The organism is Pseudoclavibacter terrae, assembly GCF_008831075.1.
In the GTDB taxonomy this organism is placed as follows: domain Bacteria; phylum Actinomycetota; class Actinomycetes; order Actinomycetales; family Microbacteriaceae; genus Pseudoclavibacter; species Pseudoclavibacter terrae.
In genome coordinates this window covers 241,617-266,565 of sequence record NZ_WBJX01000002.1, presented here as the reverse complement: position 1 = coordinate 266,565, position 24,949 = coordinate 241,617, and the positions used below count along the sequence as shown (strand labels likewise).

Here is a 24,949-nt window from a genome sequence, read left to right as displayed (position 1 = left end):
CACCCTACTGACCGGGGATTCGGCCGGATCTTCGCTGGTCTGCAGATCAGGCGCCGTGGTCTCGAGACCGGCCGGAGAACGGCTGGAGGCACGGGGACCCTTCTCTCGAAACCACTGAACGGTGTTCACGGCAAACGGTGCAGTGGTTTCGAGAGGGGCCGGTCGCCCAAAGTCCGCGTGCTGGGTCTCCGGCTCAGGTGCTCAAGGTTCCGGTCGCGCAGCCTGCCGTCGCCTCGTGGACCTTCGTCGCGGAAGGCGCGACGCTCGCGCTTCCGGGCGACGCAGGTCGCGCATTCGCTTGGGGTCTCCCCCGCTTTCGTCAGCCAGTGGCCGACTGCGTTGGCGAAGTCGCCGTTCTCGTAGGCGTCGGGAATCACTCTCCAGTCACCGGGGCGAAGATGACCTGCCCGGTAGCCGATCCTGCCCTGCTCGAAGCCGGCGCGTTTGAGTGCCTTCTTCGGTGAAGTGGTGTTCGGATCCTTCTCGTGCGCGTCCAGTTGTAGCCGCGCCAGGTTCTGCGCCGTGACGTTGAGCAGCAGGAACAGCATGGGTGAGAAGCCGAGCTGGAGCCATTGCCCCGCGTACTCCTGCCAGTCGGGTTTTGTGTCGAGCTGTCCCTTGCGGAACATGCCAGAGAGGAATGCCATTGCGAAGGTCGGGGTGGCGTGCGAGTGCGGCGGCCAGCGCAGCACGGCGAGCAGCCACTCGCGGCGCAGTTCGTGGGGCAGTTCTCGGAACGCGGCGAGGGCGTCCGGGGCGAGCTCCGCATCCCAATCGTGCTTCGCTTGGATCAGGGAGACGCCGCTCTGGTTGTGGCCGGTGTCGTCGGTTGGGGCTGATGTTTCGGGCATGGCTACGGTCCTCAGAGGTACGCCACGCGGCCAGCGGATGCGCGGCGCGGGGTTCCCCGAGCTCGGCACCGCTAGGTGCGTGAACTGACTTGTCGCACACCGGACGGTGTCGACCCGTTCTTCCCCTGGGGCACCCCACTCAGGTGGAGGGTTGCCGTGCAGCTAGCCAGGTACTTGACGCTGCAACTCGTGAACGTGGGATGGAGGTTAGCACGCGGGGCTCCAGCGCTCACGCAGACGAAACGGCCGCCCGAGTTCCTTCGAGGCAATCGCCCTGTGTCTAGATTCCCCTGATCTCCGGGGAGGTTTATCGATTCAATCAGGCAGTTCTAGGCTTATCGGACCCCCAATCTCTGGAGACCTGATGTCCTTCTATCCCGCCCCGACGCAGCGCCCTCAATCAACCTGGCGTTCTCGCATGACGACCTTCTCCTGGGTTGTGGCCGGCGTCATGGCGCTACTCCTGCTCGTCGCGGCGATCAACGGGGGCGTCGGAACATTCCTGGCGCTTGCCGGCCTGATCGGATTCCTTACAGGGCTCTACGTCTTGATCACACGAAGAAGCAGCTGGGCGGGCCTTCCGCGCTCACGCAAGATTGGCGCCATCGTCCTTGGTGCGGGACTCGTCGTGAGCATCGTCGGCAGTTCGATTGGAGGAGCGCAGACTCCTCGTGAGGCACCAGTTGCCGAGCCGGCCCCGACAGTCACCGTGACTTCGACCGTCCAGGCGCCCACGGAGACCGTGTTCGTCACTGTCACCGCCGAGCCGGTTGTCGCTCCCGTCGCCGAAGCAGCCCCCGTTGCCGATCCGGCTCCGGTGGCGGAGCCGGAGGCGGACGCGGCGCAGACTGCCCCCGCTCCGCTCTATGCAGCACCAGAGGCCGCTCCCGCGGCCCCCGAGCCTGCGCCCGAGCAAAGCGTCTCCTTTGCCAACTGCACCGAAGCACGGGCCGCAGGAGCCGCGCCCGTGTACGTGGGCGATCCAGGGTACGCCTCACACCTCGACCGCGATGGTGATGGCGTCGGTTGTGAAAACTGACCACTCGTTGGATCAGTAGGACACACTGTCTACGTGAAGTCCACACGCAAGCCACCGCTGATCGTTGTCGCTGGTGTCTTTCTGCGCGGTGACGAAGTCCTCGCTTGTCGACGCTCCCAGAACAAGAGCGCGGCCGGGCTCTGGGAGTTTCCGGGGGGAAAGGTGGAACTCGGGGAGGCGCCTGAAGCCGCACTCGTCCGTGAACTTCTCGAAGAACTGAAGATTCGCGTCCGTGTGTTGGAGTTGATCGATAGATCCGTTACGCGGCTCGATGACATGACCATCGATTTGAGCTGCTACCTGGTGGATGCGAGCGGAGTTGCACCGATCGACAGCACCGATCATGATCTTCTCCGCTGGGTTCGACGCGCTGACCTCGCCGCCCTGGACTGGGCAGGCCCAGATCTGCCGGCAGTTGAGGCCCTGATGTCTCGCTGTCCGTAGTGCCCTGTCCCGTCCCGCTTACCAAGCACTCTCACGGAACACGTTGCCATCTCTCGTATGAACTCGCACGTTGAGCCGCTGACAGAGGTCGTTGAGGTCGTCTTCGGTCCGTCCCGGAAGCAGAATCGCCGGCTTCGCATGAATGCCCACACGTCGTGCGTTGTTCGCGTAGTCGAGAGATTGCCCAATCGCCATTCGGACGTACGATCTCGCGGTTGACTTCTTCGCCTCGATGACTTCACCCGCCGTGCTGTCGTAGATGTCGGGGCGGATACGTGTGTTTCCTGCGGGCAACGACAAAGCGTGCACCACGTGGTGCTTCGACTTCAGCCAGTTGCCGAATGAAGCCTGCAAATCGAACTCGACTCGGGACATTTCGATCTCGCGCGGTTGGAGGTCGATCGTGAACCCTCCGCTGTCAGGCTGGATCCAATCAGCGATCACGGGTTGAAGAAGCTGTGGCCCGTCGCGCACGACGAGCCGAGCAACATCCGCATCGACTGGCGCCAGCAGGAAGATGATGCCTCGGCGCATGGCACCGTCAACGTCCGGAATCTCTTTGTACTCGAACGGAGGATCAGCGAGCGTGAAGGCTCCCACGTATGTCGCGTCCACGCCTTGGACGGTGAAGAGTCTGATCAGTCGACCGTCCTTGACAGAAGAAATGAGCGCAGCATTCCCTCGGAGGAACTGTTGGTCTCCGCGGGTCCCCTCGCCGGTGTACGCGTATATTCCGTCAGTTCTCAGGCCTTCGTGGAGGTCGTAGCCGTACCGCTGGCCCTTATGCGGGTCCGTGAAGATGAGGATGTTGGGGTTTCCCCTCGGCGTTGAGATCCCCTGTTGCTGCTGCCCGCCGATGAGTTCATGCACTCGTCGACGACGAAGAGTTCCGCCAATCGGTATCGGCCACGTCGAATCCATGTTTGCAGACTAGTGAAGCACCGGGTGTCCACCTGGATGCGAGGCCCAGTACCCGCGTACGGGTGCGTGCGGGTCTCCGGGGTGACGCCCTTGCGTCCGTTCCCCACTAGCGTCGTCCTCGACGAAAGGCGTTGACGCTCATGGACATCACGATCGACCAGATGGTTCGACGGCTGCGCGAATCACGAAACCCCGCGCCGAGGCCGCTGACGCGGCTCGAGTGGATTCTGCTCGCCGTCGCGACCGCCGCACTCTTCGCCGTGTCCGTGTCGATCCTCGGCGCCGTCTACGGAGTACACGTCGGATTCGCGTTTGGAATCTCCGCCCTCAGCACCGCCGGCCTGCTCCTCGCGCCAGTCCGACCGCGCCTCGCGATCCTCCTGCATTTCGCCGGAACAGCGCTCTTCCCGTTCCCCTACGCGATCTACGCCGAGGCTTGGCCGCTCCCGGTGCCCCAGCTCATCTCTCTCAGCCTCCTCCTCGCCATCATCGCGCTCCGCGAGACACTGACACTCTCGATCGCCGCCTGGCTCCTCAACCTCGCCGCGCCGGCACTCGCCCTCATCCTCCTGGGGCTCGCCGCCATGCAGGTCGGCGGCAACGTCATCCCGGAATCGTCGAGCCTCATCGCCATCACGATCTACACGGGCCTGATCGTCGCCACCGGTTACAACCTGAGCCGCCGAAACTGGTCAAAGCGCGAGCTCGTGCAAGCAAAGCGCACCGTTGAAATCGAGCAAGAACGTCGCATGGGGGCCGAAGAGCGCTCCCGCATCGCGCGCGAAATGCACGACGTCGTCGCCCACAGCATGAGCATCGTCCACATGCAGGCCAGTTCCGCCCCCTTCCGCGTCCCGAACCTCAGCGACGAGGCCAAAGTCGAGTTCGAATCCATAGCCGGATCCGCCCGCGCCGCGCTCAAGGAGATGCGGACCCTCCTCGGCGTCCTGCGCCTCGACGAAGACACGGCGCTCGCCCCGCAGCCGCACCTCAGCGACCTGCAAGCGCTTGTCGACGGCAGCGCCAATGGCGGCATCGAAGCCGCACTCCACCTCGACACCGACCGCGACCCGAGCACTCTCCCCGACACCGTGCAGCTCACGGCCTACCGCGTCGTTCAAGAAGCGCTCAGCAACGTCATCCGCCACGCGCCCGGCACCAACGCGGAGGTGTCCGTCATGCTCCTCGGCCCCGAGCTCACCGTGCGGGTGACGAACAGCGCACCACCCGTATCCACTGAAGATAGAAACGGGGCGGAATCAGACTCCAACGGCTCGGGTAGCGACCTGGCGTTGGGCGGTATGGGGATACTCGGGATGCGCGAACGCGTCACCACTCTCGGCGGGCACCTCACCGCGCGCCCGCAGTCGTTCGGCGGCTATGTGGTCGAAGCGCGCCTCCCCGTCGCCGAAGCCGCCCAAACACCCGAACCCACGCAGTCAGCACCCGAATCGGAGCACGCATGACCCGCATCCTGATCGTCGACGACCAGCCCATGTATCGCATCGGGCTCGCCGCGATTCTCGGTGCCCAACAGGACCTCACCATCGTCGGCGAAGCGGGCGACGGTCGGGAAGCCATCGCTCGAACCCGCAGCCTCCAACCCGACGTCGTGCTCATGGACGTCCGCATGCCGAATCTCAACGGCATCGAGGCGACCCGCGCCATCGCCGCAGCCGCCAACGGAGGCGGCCACCCCACCCGCGTCCTAATGCTCACCACGTTCGACATCGACGACTACGTCTTCGACGCCCTCCGCGCCGGCGCCAGCGGGTTCCTCCTCAAAGATGCGACACCGCAGGAGCTCGTGGATGCGGTGCGCACCGTCGCAGGCGGCGACGCACTCCTCGCCCCGAAAGTCACGCGCACCCTCATCGAAGCTTTCGCGCAAGCCCCCGCGAGGCGCAGCATCTCCCCCACCCGATTCAACGAGCTCACCGAACGAGAACGCGAGGTGTTCGAACTCGTCGCAAAGGGATACTCCAACTCGGAGATCTCGAAGACGCTCTTCATCGCCGAGCAAACCACGAAGTCTCACGTCAGCCGCATCATGGCGAAACTGCACCTTCGCGACCGCGTCCATGCGGTCGTGCTCGGCTACGAATCCGGGCTCATTACGCCGGGCGAAGCTCGCGAGCCCGAGGCGCGCTGAGGGTCTTTCAGTAGCAGGAGCGACGTCGCCCGCGTCACACTTACCCCTTGACCGCTCCGGCTGTCATGCCCTTCGCCAGGAACGGCTCCAGGAAGAGGAAGAGGACAACCATCGGGATCGTCGACAGGAGGCCAGTCGCCATCAGGCCGGACCAGTCGACGCTGAACTCCCCGATGAACGACGCAATGCCGACCGTGATGGTCCACCCGTCCGGGTTCGACATCAGCGTCCTCGCAAACAGGAAGTCTCCCCAAGTCAAAATCGCCGCGTAGGTGAACGTCGCAGCGATACCGGGAAGAAGAATCGGCAAAACAACGAGCCGGAGCGCTTCGAGCCGCGAGCACCCGTCGATCATCGCGGCCTGCTCAATCTCCACAGGCACCGAATCGATGAAGCCCTTCATGAGCCACGTCGTGAAAGGAACTGTCGCCGCGATGTTCACCAGAATGACCGACCACAGGTTATTGATCAGATGCGAGGTGGCGAACACCATGAACAGCGGGATGATGAGCAGAGTGCCCGGGAGCACGCGGCTCACGAGGAGGCTGAAGCCCATAGCCTGCTGCCCGCGCGTACGGAAACGCGACAAGCTGTAGCCGCCGAGCGTACTCACCAGCGTCGAAATGACGGCTGCCCCGAAAGTCGAAAGTGCTGAGTTACCGAGCCACGTCAGGATCGGGCGGCCGGCGATGACCTCTCCGTATGCATCGAATGAGACATCTCCGAGCGCGGGAAACAGCGGCGGGTTCTCGGTAAGCAGGGTGCGCGAGGGCACGAGGGACGTCATCACCATCCAGTAGATGGGAAAAAGAAGGATGCCGCTTGCGAGCAGTGCGATGGCAAGGAGCCCGTACCGCTGCGGACGTGAAAGCTGACGCATGGCCCGCTCCTAACTTTGCGTGCGCAATGAGCGCATGAAAACGGCCAACACTGCAGTGGCGATCAGCATGGTGATAACCCCGAGGGCAGCTGCTAGACCGAGTTGGAAATACTGGAAAGCCTCGTTGTAGATACGAATCGCCAACGTCTGGGTCGCGTTGTTCGGTCCTCCCCCAGTCAGCGGGTAGATGAAGTCGAACTCTCGGAAGATCCCGATCGCTGTGATCACGATGGAGAGCGCGGATGCGGTCCTTACTGCGGGCCAAGTGACGTACCGAAACTGCTGCCGAGCCTTGGCGCCATCAAGTTGTGCCGCTTCGTACAGCTCGCCTGGCACACTCTGTAACGCTGCCAAGAGCACCAGGGTGAAGAACGGGTAGTACTTCCAGATCGTCGGGATGATCACCGCAAGCATCGCGGAGTCCGGGTCGGCGAGCCAGGCGATGTTCTCCTGAATGAGGCCGAGGTGTCGAAGGACGGCATTTACGATGCCGTACGAGGCGTCAAGCATCCACGCGAAGGCGGCGCTCACCGCGATCCCCGGAACTGCCCACGGGAGCAGCACCAGCGGTCGAAAGATCCTTCGGCCGGGGAAGCTCCGGTTCAACAGAAGGGCGAGTCCGAGACCGATCAGGAATGCCGGGATGAGAACCCCGAGGGTGTAGACGACCGAACGCCCCAAATCCCCAAGAAGCTGCGGGTCCGTCAAGATGCTGACGTAGTTGTCCAAGGTGAGCGGCAGAGCGCCGACCTCGGTCAGCGACTGTACTCGCCCGCCTCGAAACGACAGGTCAATCGCGACGTAGAACGGGTAGGCCATGAGCAAGCCCACGACGACAAGCGTCGGTGAGAGCGTCAGGTAGGCGAAGAGCCCATCGCGCCGCCGTGATGGCGACCCCTTCTTCCCTGCACCGGCCGACTGCTTCCCCGACTGCTGACGGGCATTCGGTTTTTGCGAAACAGCGACTTCTCTGGTTTGCAGGTCGGTCATGATGCGTTCCCGAATTCCCGCTCAAGTTGCTCCTGGAGTCCACGTGCTATCTCCGCCGTGGGTGTCTCCGTCGTCGTGAGATTGATTGCCGCTTCAGAGACGATCTGACTGAGCCTCGTGAACTCCTCCTTCTGCTGCCCATCCTCGGGATAGATACTCACCGCCTCGTCGGCGAGCTCCTGGAACAGCTCCAACTCTGGACGGTCTTCGAGCGCCTCCTCAGTGATGGAACCAGCGCGGGGTGCCGGCACCGCGGCGAGTTCGGTGTATCGCTGCTGCCATTCGGGGCTCGCCGCCAGCTCTACGAACTTCCAGGCAGCGTCTTCCGTGCGCGGATCCAGGCCAGAAGGAAGGTGGATGCTATTGCTCACACCCCCTGGAATGGTCTCGAACGGTGCGGCGGCCGTCTTCAGCTTCCCCGCGACGCCATCTGCTGCTCCGTCGAGTTCCGCGACGAAGAACGGACCATCGAGAAGCATCGCGATGTTGCCGTTCAGGAAGAGCTCGTTGCGCTGCTGAGTCTGGATTCCGGCGGGTGCCTCACGCAGCGCGGCCCGATACTGCTCCATGCCGGCGATGGCTGCGGGCGTCTCCATGGTGAACTCCGCGCCCTCTGCGAGGGAGCCCCCGTTGCCGGTAATGAACGACATCAGCTCCGTGTAGTTGTCCGGACTCTGCTGTGTTGTCGCCCCGAACCCGTAGACGCCGCCGCCGGTGACTGCCTGCGCGGCCTTCACGACCTCTTCCCCTGTCGTCGGCACTGCGACCCCCGCCGATTCCAAGAGCTCGGCGTTGTAGTAGAGGGTGTAGCCGTATCCGAGGAGGAGTACGCCGTAGGTCTCTTCCTGCCAGTTCATTTCTGCCTGCAACGGTGTCCAGGTCTCCGCGATGTCCGTCGCCTCGAGCCTCGTGTTCAGCGGCGCGAGCCAGCCGCGGCTCGCGAACTCCGAGGCATTGCGTGCGGGCAGGTGCACGATCTCGGGCTGATCGTTCGCAGCGAATCGCGTCGTCAACTGATCAACGTAGCTGCCGAACGGGACCTGGTAGAAGTCAATCGTGACGTCGGAGTGCTGCGATTCGTACTCAGCAATAACCTCCTTCCACCACGCGCCGAACGCTGGATCCTCGGCCTGCCAACTCGGAAACTCCAAGGTGATGGGTGCGTTCGGGTCCGGTGGTGCGTCGGATACGCAGGCCGTCAACCCGAGTGCGGACGCGACCGCAAGGGCGAGAAGAGTGGTCTTTCGAGTGCGTTGCATACTGCGACACTTCCTTGTGTGCTGGTGTGAGTGGATCGGGCTTGGCGCCCACTAGTTGCGCTGCGGCAGTTGCGAGGAGCTTCGGGGACCGAGGTATCCCATGCCCGTGCTGATGGAATCGGCAACCTCGATCGCCCGCTGCGCGATCTCAAGTTCGCGTGAACTCAAATCCAGTGCGCTGAGCGGTCCAGAGATCGAGATCGCCGCCACGATGAGGCCGCCGGAGTCGCGGATGGGAGCGGCCACGCACGATCTACCGAGAGCGAGTTCTTCTCGCTCAGTTGCGTAGCCACTCCGGTCGACGGCCGTCACTGCGTCGTCGAGCGCCTCGTGGTCGACGATCGTTCGGACGGTGAAGGGTTCAAGGTCAGGGAGCAGTTCCCGGCGTTCCGGACCAGAAAGTTCCGCCAGGAGACATTTCCCGAGGGCGGTCGAGTGCAGCGGACTGCGCTGCCCCATGAGCGTGAAGTTCTTCGGCGCAAGCGTTCCTTCGAAGTTGCAGAGGTAATACAGCTCATTTCCGCGACGGATGGCCACATTCACTCCCAGTCCGAGGGCCGCTGCGAGCTGTTGGCCCGGCTGCCTTGCGTGACGGAACACCGACTGCTCGTTGAGGGCCGAGCCCGCCATCGCAAGGAAGATCAATCCGAGCCGATACGTTCCCGCATCCGGATCTCGGACCACGTACTCGAGGCGCTCGAGCGCCGTGAGCAGCCTCGACACCGTTGATTGGCTGAGGCCTGTCTCAGTGACGATGTCTGCGACGCGAGAGGGGCCGCGCCGAGTGATTGCCTCGAGCACGGACGCCGCCCGATCGAGCCCCTGGTTTGCTCCGTCTGCCGCCATGACTTCTCCGATCGCTGGACAACCTCATCGATTGTGGATAGCGTAATCCGCACAGTGCATGACCGCAACCACTGATTGGATAGATTCATGCAAATTGCGTCAGTCGAGGTCTTTGTCCTCAAGCTGGAGCACGCCGACAACTACCTTGGCGTCCTCCCGAACGGAGCGGAGATCCCCGCCGGGTACCACGTGCGCGATCCGTGGCGCAGCCTCTACTCGCCGCTGTTCGAGACCGTTCTCGTCAAAATCACCGCCGAAGACGGGACAGCCGGTTGGGGTGAAGGACTCGCGCCGGTCGGACCGGAGATACCTGCCACGATCATCCGTCGCCTCATCGCGCCTCAGCTCATCGGGAAAAGCGCAACCGCGCCAAGGCCCGCTTGGGAACTGACGAGTGCGCTTATGCGAGAGCGCGGACATCTCGTCGGCCATCAGGCGGATGCGCTTGCGGCAGTCGATATCGCACTCTGGGACCTCGCCGCACGCATCCACGACCTCCCGCTCGTCAGCCTCCTAGGAGGCGCCTTCCGAGATCAGGTGCCCGTCTACGTCTCGGGACTTCCGAGGTCGACAGACGATGAGCGCGCGGAACTCGCTCGAACGTGGCAGAACTCGGGCATGAAGGCGGTGAAGTTGCACCTGGGTTTCGGCGTCGACGAGGACCTCGCCACCGTCTCGGCGATACGCAGAGCTGCGCCCGAACTCCGAGTCGCCGTCGACGCCCATTGGGCCTACACGATGCACGAAGCCTTGCGCCTCTCTGCGGGCCTCACCGAACTTGGCGCTTGGTTCCTGGAAGCTCCACTCGTCCCGGAAGACGAACGAGGACACGCGGAGCTCGTGAGAAGAAGCCGGGTCCCCATCGGCATCGGTGAGACGCTCCGCACTCGCTACGAGTTCGAACAGTGGACCGAGAAGAAAGCGCTCGACATCGCTCAACCCGACCTTGGCCGCACCGGCCTCACCGAAGCGCTCGCTATCGCCACGCTCTGCTCGACACGCCACTTGCCGGTTGCACCGCATCACTCAGTGGGGCTCGGGGTGCTGCTTGCCGCGGGAATCCACTTCAGTGCAGCCACGCCCAACCTGCTCGCCTTCGAGTACCAGCCCACGAGCACTGAAATCGGACAGTCGATCCTGACAGGCCCTCTCCTCCCGGACGCTTCATCGTTCCGAATCCCAGGCGGTCCCGGGCTTGGGATCACCGTCAACGAACCATACGTACGCCAACACGCTAAGGAGATCAGCTGATGCCAGCACCCCAGGGACTCATTCCGATTCTCGCCACCCCGTTCGATGTTCACGGCGAGCTCGATCTTCCGAGCCTCCGCCGACTCACAGAGTTCTGCCTCGCGAGCGGAGTCGACGGCGTCGCGATCAACGGCAACGCGAGCGAGGCGTTCGCTCTTACCGCGACCGAGCGACGCACGGTACTCGCGGAGGTCCGCAACGTCACGGCCGGCGAAGTTCCGGTCGTTGTGGGCGTGAACGCTATGTCCACCGTCACAGCTGTCGAGCAGGCAAGCGAGTCGGCCGATCTCGGCGCCGACGTACTTATGGTCCTTCCGCCTTTTATGGTCAAGCCCTCGCCAGGGCAGCTCGTTGATTTCTTCGGAGAGGTGGCTCAAGCCTGTCGAGAGCGCGGAGCCGAGGTCATGCTCCAGGATGCGCCCGGACCTACCGGGGTGCAGTTCCCGGTGGAGACGATCACCGAATTGAGCCGCGTGCCTGGCATCACGTCGGTGAAGGTCGAAGCGCCACCGACCGCCGAGAAGATCGATGCGGTGGTTCGCACGTGCGCATCCGAGCACTTCACGATCCTCGGCGGCAACAACGCGCAGTTGTGCCTCGAGGAGTACGCGAGGGGATCAACGGGAACGATGCCCGCCAGCGAGTTCGTGGATCTCCTCAAGCCAGCGCTCGATGCATGGAACGCCGGAAATCACCACCAAGCGCGCGATCTGTTCGCCGGGTTCCTCCCCCTCATCCTGCTCGGCGTGCAACCCGGAATCGCCTGGAGCGTGCACAAAGAGGTACTGATGCTTCGGGGAATTATCGCTTCGTCCACGGTGCGGGCACCTGCGAAGCCGCTGACTCCGCGCTCGCGTGAGGCGCTGGCCGCCGTGCTCGCCGCGTTGCCATCACCCCTCCTCGTCTAGGTACCTCCACCGCATAGCGACCACCTGCAGGTGGACGGTGAGTCCCTAACCTCATGCAGGGGCTTTTGATACGCCCGTAGGGGTCGCGCGGGTCTGCGGGGTGAGGCTGCCGGGGTCGGTCTCTTTCTACGGTTCGGATTGTCCGAGCCAGTAGAAAGAAGGCCGCCCCGTGACTCAGTTCACCATCCCCCGCACCGCAGCTTCCCCCGAGCCGAGCGGGCGTCGGGGCGCCACCGCATCGCAGCGCGACGCTGCGGTCGACCTCGTCCGCGCCGTCTGCCTCGCCGTGGTCCTGCTGCTCCATATCTCTATGGCCGGCGTCGCGGTGGTCAGCGGCGACATCAGCATCACGAACGCCGTCGAAGACGAGGCCTGGTTCGCTCCCGTCACCTGGCTCCTTCAAGTGATGCCGCTGTTCTTTATCATCGGCGGCTTCGCGGCCCGCGCGCAGTGGATGCGGTTGCGAGCGCGCGGGGGCACTTCGCGTGAGTTCATCGTCAGCCGAACGCGGCGCCTGCTCGTGCCAGCGCTCGCCTTCACGGCCGTCGTGACGCTCACTCTCACGGTCGCCGCCCTGGCCGGCGTAGACACGGCGCTGCTTGCCGAGGCGTCCTTCCGCATGACGCAGCCGCTGTGGTTCCTCGCCGTCTACCTCGGCGTGACCGCGCTCGTACCGCTCATGCTGCGGGCCCACGAGACCGCGCCCCACGCCACGCTCATCGCGCTCGTCTCAGGCGCCGTGCTCGTCGACGCCCTCCGCAAGTTCAGCGGCATGGATGCGGTCGGCGTCGTCAACTACGCCTTCGTTTGGCTCGCAATCCAGCAGCTCGGGTTTTTCTTCTCCGAGTGGCGAACCGGAACGGCCACCGAATCGGCAACCTGGGACGCCGTCGCGAGAGCGCGACGCCGTCGACTGCCGATTGCCCTCATCGTCGGCGGCGCCCTGGCCGTCGTGGCGCTCGTGAACGTCGCCGGCTACTCCCCTGAGCTGCTCCTCGACAACAACAACCCGGCCAGCATCGCCCTCATTGCGCTCGGAGCAGCGCAACTCGGCGTACTCATGCTCGCCCACCCCCCTCTCACGCGCGTCGCTTCCGGTACACGCGGCTCCGCGTTCTCGCGCTTCGTCAACACCCACTCGATGCGCCTCTACCTTTGGCACATGCCGGTACTCGTCGTTGTCACGGCCGGGCTCCTCACCGCCGGGGCGTGGTGGCCAGAACCCCTCAGCCTGGAGTGGTTCGCGACACGACCGCTCCTGATCGCCACCGTCCTCTCCGCAACCGCATTGCTCATGCCCATCGCCGCGCGGCTGGAAGCGCCGACCGAGCGCCTCGTGGGGGTCGCCGCCCGTCGCATCCGAGGAGGACGCCCGAGCGCACCGGCCGCGGTTTGGCTCGGCATCGCGGGCGTCGTCACGCTGCTTGTCTTCGGATTTTGGCCGGCGTGGGCCGGGCTACTCGCCTGCGTGCTCATGATGCTGAGCCTGCGGGTCCGCACGTTCGCGTCGTGAGCATCCACCCGCGCACAGTACATGCCCGTGCCTCGGTTCGGTGCGAAGAGTCGACGACGCGCCCTTCAGCAAGGGCGTCAAGGACGTCGTTGATGTCCTCGAAGGCGGCCGTGGAGCCCACGTAGGAATCGAGCAGCCGTTTACCGGAACCCGCGAACTGCAGGGCCGGCACAACAAGTTGCTGCAGAGGGTGCGGACAACCGACCGAGACCACTGCTCCGCAACGAACGAGCATCTCGAGGCAGGCGCTCATCACATTGGCGTTCCCGACCGCCTCGACCGCGAGGTCAACGCCGCCTGGCACCAGCTCCGCAACAAGCGCGGCCGCGCCCTCCGGGGTGGTGACCGCGTCGGCCCCCGCCCTCAGTGCGAGCCCGTGCTTGTCGGAGTTCGGGTCCACGGCGATCACCACAGCTTCGGGAGCAGTGGCAGCAGACAAACACCCCGCAACCGCGTGTAGCTTTCTCTCACCCCGTGTGAAAAGTTGAGTCAACCAGTGCCGCAGCTTCGCCGGAATCCCCCGTCACGCTTCGCCTGAAGGAGCACCCGATGTCGTTCCCCGCACGCGCATGAGCGCCATCCTCGAGCTGCCGATCATCAACTCGCCGGCGATGTGGATCATCTACGCCGTCGCGGTCGCCTTCACGGTCACGCTGCTCATCCGCAAGGACAGCAAGAGCAAGCACGGCAAAACCAAGAGGTGGCTGCCGCGCGCACTCATCGGCATCGCCGCGGGCGCCATCGTGGGGTTCCTCATCTACCTCGCCGGCAACGCCCTCGACCTGTTCGGCGTGGAGCTGCCAGGCCCCGTCGGCACGTGGGCCGCCGCTACCTTCGCCGGCATCGGCCTCGCCATCGCGTCCTTCCCCCACTCGAAGCCCTGGCGCAAGATCGTCGCGAGCGTCTCGATCCTCGCCTACCTCGTCGCCGGCGCAACCGGCATCAACGCCCTCTACGGCCTCAACCCCACCCTGGGCTCCGTGTTCGGCATCGTCGAAGAAAATCAGATCACGCTCCCCGACTTCAACGCCGACAACCGAGCCGCCCCGACACAACCCCTCGCCTCGACCTGGCAGGCCCCCGCAGACATGCCCTCGGTCGGCGAACGCGGCTCCGTCCCCATCCCCGGCACCACATCGGGCTTCGTCGCCCGAGACGCGGGCATCTACCTGCCACCGGCGGCCCTCGTCGAGAACGCGCCCGCGCTCCCCGTCGTCATCATGATGATGGGCTACGTCGGCAACCCCGACCCCACGATCATCAGCGACGTCCTCGACCAGTTCGCCGCCGACCACAACGGCCTCGCCCCCATCGTCGTCGTCGCCGACCAGCTCGGCGGCCAAGGCGACGTCGACCCCGCCTGCGCCGACTCCGCCAAGTACGGCAACGCCGAAACCTACGTCACCACCGACGTCGTCAACTGGGTCAACGCGAACCTCAACGTCATCCAGGACCCCAAGTACTGGACCGTCGCCGGCTACTCCAACGGCGGCGGATGCGCAGCGAAGTACGGCGCGAAGGACCCGGGCACGTTCAAGAACATCATCAGCGTCTCCGGCGAGCAGTACCCGGGCTCCGAAACCCCCGACGCCGTCCAAGCGGACATCTACGGCGGCGACGCTGCAGCCTTCGAAGCATCGAAGCCCATCAACATCTTCCAGGCCGCCCCAGCCGGCACCTACGCGGGCATGACCGCGATCTTCACGGCAGGCAGCGAAGACCCCGACTTCGTGTCCATGGCCACCACCGTCTCCAACGCCACCCAAGCGCTCGGCATCAACACCACCCTCTTCATCGTGCAAGGCGCCGACCACGGCGGCGACGCCGTCAGCGGCGGCCTCACCGAAGGCTTCAACGTGCTCTACCCGGTGCTGGGACTGTCGACCGGAAGCTGAGTGAGCATCCGCAAAGCGCGGCAGGCTACGCGCGAGGCGTGCCCTCCGGGCCACCGGACGCCGCGACCCGACCCGCGCGACGTCGCACGAGCATCCAGGCGATGCCGAGGATCACGAACCACACCGGGGTCAGCAGTAGCGGGCCGCGAGTGTCCTCGAAGAGGCCGAGCACCACGAGCATGAACGCGAAGAACCCAAGCACCACCCACGTCAAGGGAACGCCGAAGCGTAACCGGTAGGCGGATGCGGCGTGCAGCTCAGGCCGTCGGCGCCGGTACACGAGGTACGACGCGAGGATCATCGACCACACGAAGATGAAGAGGATCGACGACACGGCCGTCACCAACTGGAAGGCGTCGTCGAAGATCAACCCGAGCGAGCCACCCAGCAGCACGACCCCGCACGACAGCAGCAGGGCGTTGCCCGGGACCGCGGTCCGCGTCAGCTTCCCGAAGACCGTCGGCGCCTGCCTCGTCGTCGCGAGGCCATACGCCATGCGGCTCGACGAGAAGAAGCCGCTGTTCGCCGCGGAGACCGCCGAGGTCATGACCACGGCGTTGATGAGCGCGGCCGCGCCACCCAACCCGATGAGCAGGAAGAGCGCAACGAAGGGGCTCTCGCTCGGGTCGATCTCGCTCCACGGCGTGACGCACATGATGACGCCGAGCGCGAGCACGTAGAAGAACAGGATGCGCAGCGGCACCTGATTGATGGCCCTCGGCAGGTTCTTCTCCGGGTCCTTCGCCTCGGCCGCGGTGGTGCCGACGAGCTCGATGCCGGCGAACGCGAAGATCGCGATCTGGAAGCCGCCCAGGAAGCCCATGAAGCCATTCGGGAAGAATCCACCGTCATCCCAGAGGTGCGTGACGCTCGCAGTGTCGCCGTTCGGAGCCGTGAACGACGTGACGATGAGGAAGAGGCCGACCACGATGAGCCCGAGAATCGTCACGACCTTGATGAGTGCAAACCAGAACTCGGCCTCGCCGAAGGCCTGCACCGCGATCAGATTCAAGGCGAGCACAAACGCGACCGCGACGAGCATCGGCACCCAACCCGGCAGGTCGGGCCACCAGAACCTCGCATACGTCTGCACACCGACCATATCCGCGGTCGCGATCGAGATGAGGCAAAGCCAATACGTCCAGCCGATGAAGAACCGCGCCCATTCGCCGAGATAGTCGGCCGCGAAATCCTGGAACGTGCGATATCCGAGATTGGAAAGCAGCAGCTCCCCCATCGCTCGCATCATCACGAACAGCATCGCGCCGACCACGACGTACACGAGCAGGATCGACGGGCCCGCCTTGTGGATGCCGATGCCAGACCCCAAGAACAGCCCGGTGCCGATCGCACCGCCTATAGCGATCAGCTGGATGTGCCGGTTGCTGAGGCCGCGCTCCAGCCCCGTCGCTGGCGGGGAGACGCTTCCGCCGGTGCCGTCTGCAGTTGCGGAAGCGGCGGGTTCTGCGGAGCCTGCGGCTGTCATCGAATCGACAACCGCGGAAGGGGGAAACAGCACACGGTGCTCATGGCCAGAGCTTAGAACTCGTCCGAAGAAAAAGCACCGAAAAAGAATTGGTGGAGGACACTGGAATCGCACCAGACAAGGCGTCTCAAGAACGCATCCCCCAAGGGTTCCGAGTGTATGCGTCGCTTCAGTGGAACGTCAAGGATTCGATCCCCGATTCCCGTGTCGTCCGCTCTCTCGGTGGCGGCGAGGGCGCGAGAGAACGGACGACACGGGTGCGGCTCAGGTCAGGGCCGGCGACGACGACTTGGCGCTGCGCCAGTCGATCGACTTCGCGAGCACGCCGGTCACCGCGATGAGAATCGCAACCGCAAGCGCGACGACGCCGACCAGCGTCGACTCGGGCGCATCCGAGAGCCGCCCGAAGCCGACCCAGGCGACACCCCAGATGATGGCGGCCGAGACGGCGAGGTTCTTCCAACGCCAGATGTAGAACGTCGCAAGACCGAGGACGGCGACCAGTGCGGCCGTCGTGGAGATCTCGCCGAGCGTGCTCTCGGCTTCCACTCCCGTCGAGACGATCGCGGCGCCCAGGTTCGCGAGCGTGGCGACCGACACCCAGCCCAGGTACAGGCCGAACGTGGTGTCGACGGCGAGGCGCTCACCCCAGTTCTCGGCCGGATGCGCGGCGATGCGACTCACGAGCACGATGCAGACGGCGAGCAGCGCCACGATGATGCCGACGCTCACCCAGATGAGGCCGAACTGCGTCACGAGCAGCCACCCGGCGTTGAGGAGCATGGAGAGGGCCGCCCACCAGCCGGTGGCCCGCGCCTTGGCGGAATGCGCCTGCTTCGGCAGCCACTGCCAGACGACGTACGCGAACAGGCCCAGGTAGATGACCGACCAGATCGAGAACGCGGTGCCAGCGGGGGCGATGAGGGTTGCGTCGGCGGAGAGGTTGCCGCTCGACGACTGGTTGACTTCGGTGCCGCCGAACAGGCCCACCCCGAAGAGGGTCCCGACGACGCAGAGGATTCCGGAGACGGTCACGAACAGACGACGAAGCAGATCGGAGGACATGCAAAGAAGCTAAACGATCTAACTGAATGGGCCGTGGGTGTTGACGAGCCCGTGCCCGCACAGACGAGTGGCCCGGCCCCGCTGAGCGCGGGACCGGGCCACCGAAGCCTGACGGAGTTCGACCTACAACTCGACCTTGCCGTTGTCACCCTCGAGCGGCTCGCCCGACACCTTCGACTTGATGAAGCTGAAGGCAGTCGCGATGCGGCCGCCCGGGCTGTCCCAGTACTCGGCGCCGCTCGCCGAGAACTTCAGCACGCCAACGTTCGGGTCCTCCGGTCCGTCCGGGAACCACGCCTCAGCCGCGGGGTTCCACAGCTCGCGCAGCTTCTCCGGCGCATCCACGAGTCCGGCAGTGCCCGACAGCGAGACCCACGAGTCGTTCGAGCTTAGCGACACCCCAGCACGCGAGTCCGCGCCCAGGTTGCGCACCGTGGTCGAGTCCTTCTGGATCAGGAACCACAGGTCGCCGTCGAACTCCGCCTCCTGGATCGTGAGCGGATGCGCGACCAGCGAGCCTGAGCCCTCGATCGTCGTGAGCATGGCGAAGCGGAAGTCCTTCACGAGCTTCGCGATCTTCGCGACCTCGTCGGACTGCGACGCGTTCGAGTGCGTGCCGTGGCCGTCGTGCGTGGTGTGGTCAGTCATGTACTGCTCCTCGGGGTCGGATCCTGCACGCTGAGACGCCCGCTCGGGGCGCTCCCGTTGCCGGGACCCCGCGAACGTACGCACGCGGCATCCGAAGATCCCTCGTGTCGCCCGAGCGCCCGCCGTGCACTCCCGGCGTGCCGCCTGGGAGGACCGCCCAAGCCGAGTGCTAGGGCTCGAGCTACCGCCGGACCCCGTAGCCGACGAGATCCCGCAACCATCCGACGCCGCGCACGCTGGCCCCGACCGCCACTGCACGTTCGCCCAGCGCCCGGTCGCTCGTCGCGACCGTCACGGACTCCCCCAGCGCCACGCGACGACGAGCCTCGTCGACGATCGCGTCATCCCCGGATGCTGTGGCTCGAACCACGCTGACCGCGGAGTTCTTCACCGATTCGCTGCTAGCCGGGCAGCGGGCATCCCGCGCGGCACCCTCGACGACGACAGCGAACTCGGGGAACCAGCGATCCCCGGCCAGCCCGAGGTCCGCGGCGGGGACGCCCACGCTGGTGGCACTTCGGGAGGCTTGCGAGGGAGCGCCCGAGGTCGCCTCGGAGGCAGCGGTCGGGACGCTGGACACTGCGGCTCGCGATCCGGCGAGCGCAAACGCGTGCACCTTCGCGAGCAGACGCTCGGCAGCTCCCGCTCGGTCCCGCCACCAGCCGTCCGGCACCGAGCCGACGACATTCGCCGCGTCGACGATGACCACCGGCCGCACCGCGAGCGCGGACCGCAGCTCGGGCCAGGCGCCAGCGAACCCGTGGTGGAGCGGCAGCTCATCCACGTCGTCGATGGGCACCCACCGCAGCTCGAGGCTCTCCGCGTCTGCGATGACGGGGTCGAACGGGTGGACGACGCGGGCGACGAGCGTCGTGTAGCGCCAGAAACCGAGCTCAAGCACGCTCATGAAGAGCGGAACCACGGCGCCCGCGGGAACTCCGGCCTCCTCGGCGGCCTCGCGCAGTGCGCCGACAGCTGGCAGCTCACCTTCGTGGAGGGCACCGCCCGGGATGCCCCAGGTGCCACCGTGGTGGCTCCACTCGGCGCGGTGCTGCAGGAGGATCCCGCGATGCGGGTCCACCGCAACAAGACCCGCCGCGCCGAACCTGCCCCAGTACCGCTGGCCGGTCTCGGAGTACACCCACGCGTCACCCGGATCGCGAGGGCCGCGCAGGCGTCGCGAGACCTGCTTGCCGGCGGGGGAAGTCGTCACCCAGTCAGCTTCACACGGCGCGGCCACCCTGCCAAGGCCCGCGAGTGACGGGCGTCACAGACCTCGGGCGCCCGTCCACCGCTTCGAACCCGCTTCCACCTACCTTCGCCCGAGCTCGTGCTGCAGACGCTCCGCTCCACTTCGCATGCACGTGGGCTGTGGATGCGGGCCCGTGCACAGCGGGCGAGCGAGGCGGCCGCGTCCCGAGTCGCCGAGCGCAGACTCGTCCCATGACAGCGATCCCAGCCCCGATGACCGAACCCATCACCACCGACGAGGAGGTCCTGCGTCACGTGACCGCTCTCGTCGGACAGGCCTATCGGCGCCAGCTCTGGCTCATGTTCCTCGACGCTGACGACCACGCGCTCCCCGTGCTCATGCCGATCGAGGCCTACCCGCAACGCCCGACCCACCCGCAGCTCGAGCGCATCGCCAGCGTCATCTCCCTCATGATCGACGAGCTGCAGGCCGCGAGCGTCCTGCTCACGTGGGAGAGACCCGGGCCCGGCGACTCGACGTCAGATGAGCGGCTCTGGGCTGCCGCGCTCGGCATCGTCTGCGAGGTGAGAGAGCTGTCCGTGCGGGCGCAGCTCCTCGCGTCCAGGGAGGGCGTGCGCCTGTTCGAGAAAGCCGAGTACTTCGCCGTCGCCGCGTGAGCTCCGCCCTGCAAGCAGGACCTGCCGCGGCGCCGTCATTCCGAGGTCAGCACCACCAGCTGCTGCGTCGCCCTCGTCATCGCGACGTAGCGGTCGACGGCCCCCTCGATGCCTCTTCCGAAGCGGTCAGGGTCGATGAGCACCACAAGATCGAACTCGAGCCCCTTGGCGGTCTCTGGAGTGAGCGAGCGCACCCGCCCGCGGTTGTCGAAATCGCGGAACGAGTCGCTGCCCACCGCTGTGATGACGCACGCGATCCCGTCGAGGTGCTCGTCGAGCCACGCATCCAGCACTCCCTGAAGCTCAGCGACATCGCCGTACATGACCGGAAGACCACTGCTGCGGACCGAGACCGGCACGTTCGCATCCGGGAGCGCCTCGAGGATGACGGGTGCGGCCTCGAGCATGACCTCTTCTGGCGTGCGGTAGTTGATCGTGAGCTGGGCGACCTCGACCTTCGGCAGACCGATGCGCCGCAGCCGCTCCTCCCACGTCTCGCGGAACCCGTGACGCGCCTGCGCCCGGTCCCCGACGATCGTGAAGCTCCTCGACGGGCACCTCGCGAGCAGCATGGCCCACTCCGCATCCGTCAGCTCCTGCGCCTCATCGATCACCACATGCGCGAACGGCCCCGCAAGTTCGTCGGAGTCGACGGGCGGCAGCGAGTCCTCGTCGATGAGCGAGTGCTGCGCATCCTCGACCCGCAGCATCGTGACCAGCCCCTCCCCGTCGTCGTCACCCTCGATGAGGTTGTCGACGACGTGCGACATGTTCTCCTGCTGCGATGCCAGCGCCTCAGCCCGTCGCGCCCGCTGCCGGAACTCGTTCGGGTCACCCGTGAGGCGCCTCGCCGCGTCGATGAGCGGGAGGTCCGAGGCAGTCCAGGCACGAGCGTCGGAGCGCTGCAGCCTGCGCACCTCATCGGCGCTCAGCTCGGGAGCGCACCACTGCAGGTACGCCGGCACCGACCACAGGTCGGCGATCACCGAGGCCGGGTCGAGCAGCGGCCAGGCCTTCGCGAACGCAACCCGCAGCCGCTCGTCGCGCACCAGCGACGCCCGCACCGAGTGCTCCGACGCGCTCGGCGAGCGCTTGTCGACGAGCAGGCGCAGCACCTCCTCCCACACCTGCTCCCGAGCCTCGTTGTGGGTGAGCCCAGGCTCGTACGCCACGAACGCCTCCGCCCAGTCGGCCGCGTCGAGCGTCAGCTCCTGCGAGTCGCTCGTCGTCACCGTGAACGGCGCACGGGGCGGACGCTGGTGGTAGCGCACGGCCTTGCCCACGGCCCGCACGAGATCGAGCGACGACTTCAGGCGCGCGACGGATGCGTCGGCCTCCTCACGCGCATCCGCCCCCTCAGGCAGCAGATCGCGCAGCGTGCACAGCTGCACGCTGTCCTCCCCCAGGCTCGGCAGCACGTTCGCCACATAGTTCAGATACGGGCGGCTCGGCCCCACGAAGAGCACCCCGCCACGGCCCTGCTTGAAACGCGGGTCAGAGTAGAGCAGGAACGCGGTGCGGTGCAGGGCGACCACCGTCTTGCCCGTTCCCGGTCCGCCATCGACGACCAGCGCGCCACGCGAACCCGCCCGGATGATCGCGTCCTGGTCGGCCTGGATCGTGCCGAGCACATCCCGCATCTCCCCAGACCGCGCAGAGCCGAGGCTCGCAATGAACGACGACTGGTCGTCGAGCGCCACGCGGCCGGCCATCTCCTCGGGAACGAACACCTCGTCCCAGTAGTCGACAACCCGCTCCACGTTCCACCGGTACCGCCGCCGACTCGCCAAGCCCAGCGGATTCGCGTGCGTCGCCGCGAAGAACGGCTCGGCCGCCGGCACCCGCCAGTCGATGAGCAGGCGCCGCCCATCCTCATCCGCCAGGCCGAAGCGCCCCACGTAGATATCCGGAGACCCGTCCGCCGGCGTCATACGCCCCAGGCACGCATCCACCCCGAACCGCTCGAGCCCGCGAAGCTGCCGCGACAGGCGGTGGATCTCAGTATCCCGATCAAGCGCCTGCTGCCCCGACCCACCATCGGTGAGCCGGAGCTCGTCAAGGCGCGCCGCCAGCTCACGCTTCTGGCGCGACAACGCCCCGGCGATCGCCGCGAACTGATTGACATCCTCACCGACGAGTTCCGGGTCCGATTTGAACGACAGGCGCGGCGGCAGGGCAAAGACTTCAGCAGGAGATGTCACGATCGCTCATTCTGGTGCCTCGACGGGGTCTTGCGGCAAGCCCCCTGGTGATCTCTACCTTGGAAGAGGCAGGTGACCCCGGTCTGCCAGGCAGTTCCTCGCCTCACACGTCGGCCCGTGGCTCCCGCTCCGCGGACAACACGCGCCCTCACCTGGCCTGCGTCTCGGTCGCCGGCTCGCGCGACCACGGCCGCCACTCGAGCACCACCGCGATGCCGATCGCGACCGCCACCCCGATGGCCGTCTCCACTCCGCGCTCCAGCAGCAGCTGGCCCGCAGAGACGTCACCCGCGAGCCGACCCATGACCAGCACAAGCGGCGTCAGGAACAGCAACCCGATCGTGTAGTTGCGCACGATGAAGAGCTCGACTCCGCCCTGCAGGACGATCACCAGCAGCACCACCACAAGCCCACTGGGCTCGAACGCCAGCAGCACCGCCGCCACGCCAAGACCCAGCACGGTGCCTACAAGTCGATGCGTGGCCCGCAGCACCCGGTGGAACCCAGTCGCCGCCGACAGCCCCGCGATCGCAGACACCATCGCCCAATACGGATGCCCGATGCCGATCAGCAACGGGATGGCGCCGGCGATCAGGGTGCCGACCGCGAACATCCCCGCCCGACCCACCGTCGTGGAACGCACGGGACGCACCGACCGAATCGAGCCCGTCGCCGGCGCCAGACCAGAACGCCCCGTACCCGCGGCACCAGCACCAGCATCCGCGGCCCCAGCGCGTGCAGGATCGACCCCAGCGACAGTGGTCCCAGCGGCGGCGGCTCTCGTCGGCCCCGACGTCTCGGCCCCGGTGCGCGCACGCGCCCGATCCACGACGACACCGACAGCGCCGAACGCGAGCCCGAGCAGCAGCGACCATGCTGCCGTCGCAACCGCGACACCGATGCCGACCAGCAGCACCTCGCCACCCACCGCGAGCGCCGCGATGGCGGCCAGCGCGAAGATCTGGAACATCGGCCCTGGCGGAGCCCACCGCACCCGGTCGCCGAGGAGCGACATGAGGAACGCCCAGACCGTCGCAGCGGGCAGCACGAGCAGAGCTCGCTCGGGCGACAACGCGATGACGGCGCCCACCCCGACCGACGCGAGGAGCGAACCCGCCGCGATCGACTGCATCCGGAACCGTCCGAACACGCTGAGCCCACGGCCGTAGACGCTCGTGAACGCCCCGAAGACGGCGAAGATCGCGAGCGGCATCGACCCGGTCGCCCACAGCAGCACAAGGGGCACCCCGATCGCCAAGGCGACTCGCAGCGCCACCCAGTGGTCTCGGCGGTAGGGGCCCATCGTCGTGAGGTCACGCCAACCGGGGATCATCGAAGGACGAGGAGAAGGCATTACCCCATTGTCTCGCGCCTGTCTCGCTCCGGGCACTTCTCCCCCGAACTCGGCTCAACCTCGCCCGACGCCGCCCCGGAACTTAAGATAGGCTCGCCTTACTCGAAGCCGAGTCGCGCTGGATGATCAGCACGATTCGCAGGCTTGGCCCGTCCGCCCCGAAGCGCCCGTGCGGCCCCTGCAGCGGCTTCACATCCGTGCCCGAAACACCACCTGTGCGCGAAGCACAGCCCATCCCCGAACCGAGGATCCGCCATGCCCAAAACGCTCACCGCCCCAACCCGGCGCACCGCCGCACGTATCCAGGGAGCCGGCCTCCTCGCCATCTCGGCGCTCCTGCTCGCCGGATGCGCCCCCGCCGACTCCGCACCGGCCGCCGACGCAGACGCGGCGGCAGCAGCATCCGGAACCGTCACGATCACCGACAACCACGGCGAGATCGAAGTGCCCGTGAACCCGGAGCGAGTCGTCGCCCTCGACAACACCACGTTCCAGACCCTCAGCGACTGGGGCATCGACGTCGTCGCAGCCCCCAAGCCGCTCATGGAGAGCGTCTGGCCGGACCTCGCAGGTGGCGACGAGGTGCTCGACGTCGGCCTCCACCGAGAGCCCGACCTCGAGGCCATCATCGAGGCAGACCCCGACCTCATCATCGGCGGCTACCGCTTCCAGGACTACTACGAGGACCTCAAGGCGATCCAGCCGACCACGATCGAGATCAACGCCCGCGACGGCGAAGAGGCGACCAGCGAGCTGAAGCGCCAGGTCGAGATCCTCGGCCAGATCTTCGACAAGGAAGAAGAAGCCGCCGAGACGATCGCCGCCTTCGACACGGCCATCGCAGACGCCAAGAGCGCCTACAACGGCACCGACACGGTCGTGGGCCTCATCACGTCCGGCGGCGAGATCGCCTACGCGGCACCGGGCGAGGGCCGCGGCGTCGGCCAGCTCTTCCCAACGATCGGCCTCACCCCGGCCATCGACCAGGCCGCTGAAGACGCCTCCCACGGCGACGACATCAGCGTCGAGGCCATCGCACAGGCCAACCCCGAGTGGATGATCGTGCTCGACCGCGACGCCGGCACCGGCGAAGAGGGCGCAACCGCGGCAGCCGACCTCATCGCAGGCGCCGAGGCCCTCCAGAACGTGCCGGCCGTGCAGAAGAACCAGATCGTCTACCTCGACCCGACGTTCTACCTCGACGAGGGCATCCAGGCCTACACCGGCCTCTACGCCGACGTCGCCGCGGCGTTCGCCGGAGCCAGCAGCTAGGCAGCGCACCCCGCCCTGTGCCCCGCCGCTCGGAAGGCGCCCCCACGTCGTCCGGGCGGCGGGGCACAGCGCAGCAGACCCAGCACAGCACAGCACCCAGCCCGC

Annotated in this window: 23 protein-coding genes and 1 riboswitch; of the genes, 10 read left to right on the top strand and 13 right to left on the bottom strand. The window is 66.3% G+C overall.

Features of this window, described 5'->3' with window-relative positions; genetic code table 11:
* Positions 1-125: 125 nt before the first annotated feature.
* A complete protein-coding gene (locus F8O03_RS07495) occupies positions 126-920 on the bottom strand; it encodes a hypothetical protein (protein ID WP_151423322.1) in 795 nt (264 codons plus the stop codon).
* Between the two features lie 11 nt (positions 921-931).
* Positions 932-1,046: riboswitch (SAM riboswitch) on the bottom strand.
* 223 nt (positions 1,047-1,269) lie between these two features.
* On the opposite strand from F8O03_RS07495, the gene F8O03_RS18245 reads away from it, so the two are divergent.
* A complete protein-coding gene (locus F8O03_RS18245; protein WP_208851821.1) occupies positions 1,270-1,890 on the top strand; it encodes an excalibur calcium-binding domain-containing protein in 621 nt (206 codons plus the stop codon).
* A 33-nt stretch (positions 1,891-1,923) separates the two neighbouring features.
* Positions 1,924-2,334, top strand: a complete 411-nt coding sequence (locus F8O03_RS07485) for a (deoxy)nucleoside triphosphate pyrophosphohydrolase (RefSeq protein ID WP_104252742.1) — start codon at positions 1,924-1,926, stop codon at positions 2,332-2,334.
* A gap of 18 nt (positions 2,335-2,352) precedes the next feature.
* Here F8O03_RS07485 and F8O03_RS07480 read toward each other — a convergent pair whose 3' ends face one another.
* Positions 2,353-3,255: an SRA domain-containing endonuclease gene (locus F8O03_RS07480; RefSeq protein ID WP_151423321.1), complete on the bottom strand. Its 903-nt coding sequence runs from the start codon at positions 3,253-3,255 to the stop codon at positions 2,353-2,355.
* A gap of 140 nt (positions 3,256-3,395) precedes the next feature.
* Between F8O03_RS07480 and F8O03_RS07475 the strand changes: the two genes are divergently transcribed.
* Together F8O03_RS07475 and F8O03_RS07470 are read left to right on the top strand one after the other, a co-directional pair.
* Positions 3,396-4,721: a sensor histidine kinase gene (locus F8O03_RS07475; protein ID WP_151423320.1), complete on the top strand. Its 1,326-nt coding sequence runs from the start codon at positions 3,396-3,398 to the stop codon at positions 4,719-4,721.
* Entirely contained in the window at positions 4,718-5,407 is a 690-nt protein-coding gene (locus F8O03_RS07470) for a response regulator (RefSeq protein WP_151423319.1), read from the top strand. Before F8O03_RS07475 ends, F8O03_RS07470 begins: the two co-directional genes overlap by 4 nt.
* Positions 5,408-5,447: 40 nt before the next feature.
* Here the strand turns inward: F8O03_RS07470 and F8O03_RS07465 are convergent, their stop codons facing one another.
* Genes F8O03_RS07465 through F8O03_RS07450 form a run of 4 tightly spaced genes read right to left on the bottom strand, consistent with a single transcriptional unit; the run spans position 5,448 to position 9,382 of the window.
* Entirely contained in the window at positions 5,448-6,287 is an 840-nt protein-coding gene (locus F8O03_RS07465) for a carbohydrate ABC transporter permease (protein ID WP_151423318.1), read from the bottom strand.
* Positions 6,288-6,296: 9 nt separating this feature from the next.
* On the bottom strand, positions 6,297-7,277 hold the full coding sequence (locus F8O03_RS07460) for a carbohydrate ABC transporter permease (protein WP_151423317.1): 981 nt from the start codon (positions 7,275-7,277) through the stop codon (positions 6,297-6,299).
* Entirely contained in the window at positions 7,274-8,536 is a 1,263-nt protein-coding gene (locus tag F8O03_RS07455) for an ABC transporter substrate-binding protein (protein WP_151423316.1), read from the bottom strand. Before F8O03_RS07455 ends, F8O03_RS07460 begins: the two co-directional genes overlap by 4 nt.
* A gap of 51 nt (positions 8,537-8,587) precedes the next feature.
* Positions 8,588-9,382: an IclR family transcriptional regulator gene (locus tag F8O03_RS07450; RefSeq protein WP_151423315.1), complete on the bottom strand. Its 795-nt coding sequence runs from the start codon at positions 9,380-9,382 to the stop codon at positions 8,588-8,590.
* A gap of 87 nt (positions 9,383-9,469) precedes the next feature.
* Between F8O03_RS07450 and F8O03_RS07445 the strand changes: the two genes are divergently transcribed.
* From F8O03_RS07445 to F8O03_RS07435, 3 genes are all read left to right on the top strand, one after another.
* The gene (locus tag F8O03_RS07445; RefSeq protein ID WP_151423314.1) at positions 9,470-10,633 is read left to right on the top strand and encodes a mandelate racemase/muconate lactonizing enzyme family protein; all 1,164 of its coding nucleotides are present in this window, start codon (positions 9,470-9,472) and stop codon (positions 10,631-10,633) included.
* The gene (locus F8O03_RS07440) at positions 10,633-11,541 is read left to right on the top strand and encodes a dihydrodipicolinate synthase family protein (RefSeq protein WP_151423313.1); all 909 of its coding nucleotides are present in this window, start codon (positions 10,633-10,635) and stop codon (positions 11,539-11,541) included. Before F8O03_RS07445 ends, F8O03_RS07440 begins: the two co-directional genes overlap by 1 nt.
* A 169-nt stretch (positions 11,542-11,710) precedes the next feature.
* Complete coding sequence (locus F8O03_RS07435) at positions 11,711-13,054, top strand: acyltransferase family protein (RefSeq protein ID WP_151423312.1); 1,344 nt, start codon at positions 11,711-11,713, stop codon at positions 13,052-13,054.
* On the opposite strand, the gene F8O03_RS07430 is transcribed toward F8O03_RS07435, so the two are convergent.
* Positions 13,014-13,454, bottom strand: coding sequence for a zinc-binding dehydrogenase (locus tag F8O03_RS07430; protein WP_244296042.1), 441 nt, complete (start codon positions 13,452-13,454; stop codon positions 13,014-13,016). The two genes, F8O03_RS07435 and F8O03_RS07430, sit on opposite strands and share 41 nt — an antisense overlap.
* Positions 13,455-13,623: 169 nt before the next feature.
* Here F8O03_RS07430 and F8O03_RS07425 point away from each other — a divergent pair, with 169 nt between their 5' ends.
* Positions 13,624-14,949 (top strand): alpha/beta hydrolase, encoded by a 1,326-nt coding sequence (locus F8O03_RS07425; protein WP_151423311.1) that lies wholly within the window; start codon positions 13,624-13,626, stop codon positions 14,947-14,949.
* Between the two features lie 25 nt (positions 14,950-14,974).
* Here F8O03_RS07425 and F8O03_RS07420 read toward each other — a convergent pair whose 3' ends face one another.
* The 4 genes from F8O03_RS07420 to F8O03_RS07405 form a co-directional block, all read right to left on the bottom strand.
* Positions 14,975-16,435: an amino acid permease gene (locus tag F8O03_RS07420; RefSeq protein ID WP_151423310.1), complete on the bottom strand. Its 1,461-nt coding sequence runs from the start codon at positions 16,433-16,435 to the stop codon at positions 14,975-14,977.
* A gap of 264 nt (positions 16,436-16,699) precedes the next feature.
* Complete coding sequence (locus F8O03_RS07415) at positions 16,700-17,500, bottom strand: tryptophan-rich sensory protein (RefSeq protein WP_151423309.1); 801 nt, start codon at positions 17,498-17,500, stop codon at positions 16,700-16,702.
* 123 nt (positions 17,501-17,623) lie between these two features.
* The gene (locus F8O03_RS07410) at positions 17,624-18,148 is read right to left on the bottom strand and encodes a pyridoxamine 5'-phosphate oxidase family protein (RefSeq protein WP_151423308.1); all 525 of its coding nucleotides are present in this window, start codon (positions 18,146-18,148) and stop codon (positions 17,624-17,626) included.
* 181 nt (positions 18,149-18,329) lie between these two features.
* Positions 18,330-19,361 carry an NUDIX domain-containing protein gene (locus F8O03_RS07405; RefSeq protein WP_244296037.1) on the bottom strand — a complete coding sequence of 344 codons (1,032 nt, stop codon included), beginning with the start codon at positions 19,359-19,361 and terminating at the stop codon, positions 18,330-18,332.
* Between the two features lie 230 nt (positions 19,362-19,591).
* Here F8O03_RS07405 and F8O03_RS07400 point away from each other — a divergent pair, with 230 nt between their 5' ends.
* Positions 19,592-20,017 carry a hypothetical protein gene (locus tag F8O03_RS07400; RefSeq protein ID WP_151423307.1) on the top strand — a complete coding sequence of 142 codons (426 nt, stop codon included), beginning with the start codon at positions 19,592-19,594 and terminating at the stop codon, positions 20,015-20,017.
* Positions 20,018-20,052: 35 nt separating this feature from the next.
* Here F8O03_RS07400 and helR read toward each other — a convergent pair whose 3' ends face one another.
* Together helR and F8O03_RS07390 are read right to left on the bottom strand one after the other, a co-directional pair.
* Positions 20,053-22,218, bottom strand: coding sequence for an RNA polymerase recycling motor ATPase HelR (gene helR / locus F8O03_RS07395; RefSeq protein WP_208851820.1), 2,166 nt, complete (start codon positions 22,216-22,218; stop codon positions 20,053-20,055).
* Between the two features lie 148 nt (positions 22,219-22,366).
* On the bottom strand, positions 22,367-23,572 hold the full coding sequence (locus F8O03_RS07390; protein WP_151423305.1) for an FUSC family protein: 1,206 nt from the start codon (positions 23,570-23,572) through the stop codon (positions 22,367-22,369).
* A 255-nt stretch (positions 23,573-23,827) separates the two neighbouring features.
* Between F8O03_RS07390 and F8O03_RS07385 the strand changes: the two genes are divergently transcribed.
* A complete protein-coding gene (locus tag F8O03_RS07385; protein WP_151423304.1) occupies positions 23,828-24,844 on the top strand; it encodes a siderophore ABC transporter substrate-binding protein in 1,017 nt (338 codons plus the stop codon).
* Positions 24,845-24,949 lie beyond the last annotated feature (105 nt).

Bases quoted from the DNA above. Each gene is read 5' to 3' on its own strand.
- F8O03_RS07440 (WP_151423313.1), top strand. From the start codon at position 10,633: ATGCCAGCACCCCAGGGACTCATTCCGATTCTCGCCACCCCGTTCGAT.
- F8O03_RS07450 (WP_151423315.1), bottom strand. From the start codon at position 9,382: ATGGCGGCAGACGGAGCAAACCAGGGGCTCGATCGGGCGGCGTCCGTG.
- F8O03_RS07415 (WP_151423309.1), bottom strand. From the start codon at position 17,500: ATGTCCTCCGATCTGCTTCGTCGTCTGTTCGTGACCGTCTCCGGAATC.
- F8O03_RS07400 (WP_151423307.1), top strand. From the start codon at position 19,592: ATGACAGCGATCCCAGCCCCGATGACCGAACCCATCACCACCGACGAG.
- F8O03_RS07475 (WP_151423320.1), top strand. From the start codon at position 3,396: ATGGACATCACGATCGACCAGATGGTTCGACGGCTGCGCGAATCACGA.
- F8O03_RS07470 (WP_151423319.1), top strand. From the start codon at position 4,718: ATGACCCGCATCCTGATCGTCGACGACCAGCCCATGTATCGCATCGGG.
- F8O03_RS07445 (WP_151423314.1), top strand. From the start codon at position 9,470: ATGCAAATTGCGTCAGTCGAGGTCTTTGTCCTCAAGCTGGAGCACGCC.
- F8O03_RS07455 (WP_151423316.1), bottom strand. From the start codon at position 8,536: ATGCAACGCACTCGAAAGACCACTCTTCTCGCCCTTGCGGTCGCGTCC.
- F8O03_RS07385 (WP_151423304.1), top strand. From the start codon at position 23,828: ATGCCCAAAACGCTCACCGCCCCAACCCGGCGCACCGCCGCACGTATC.
- F8O03_RS07420 (WP_151423310.1), bottom strand. From the start codon at position 16,435: ATGACAGCCGCAGGCTCCGCAGAACCCGCCGCTTCCGCAACTGCAGAC.
- F8O03_RS18245 (WP_208851821.1), top strand. From the start codon at position 1,270: ATGACGACCTTCTCCTGGGTTGTGGCCGGCGTCATGGCGCTACTCCTG.
- F8O03_RS07460 (WP_151423317.1), bottom strand. From the start codon at position 7,277: ATGACCGACCTGCAAACCAGAGAAGTCGCTGTTTCGCAAAAACCGAAT.
- F8O03_RS07425 (WP_151423311.1), top strand. From the start codon at position 13,624: ATGAGCGCCATCCTCGAGCTGCCGATCATCAACTCGCCGGCGATGTGG.
- F8O03_RS07465 (WP_151423318.1), bottom strand. From the start codon at position 6,287: ATGCGTCAGCTTTCACGTCCGCAGCGGTACGGGCTCCTTGCCATCGCA.
- F8O03_RS07480 (WP_151423321.1), bottom strand. From the start codon at position 3,255: ATGGATTCGACGTGGCCGATACCGATTGGCGGAACTCTTCGTCGTCGA.
- F8O03_RS07390 (WP_151423305.1), bottom strand. From the start codon at position 23,572: ATGCCTTCTCCTCGTCCTTCGATGATCCCCGGTTGGCGTGACCTCACG.
- F8O03_RS07410 (WP_151423308.1), bottom strand. From the start codon at position 18,148: ATGACTGACCACACCACGCACGACGGCCACGGCACGCACTCGAACGCG.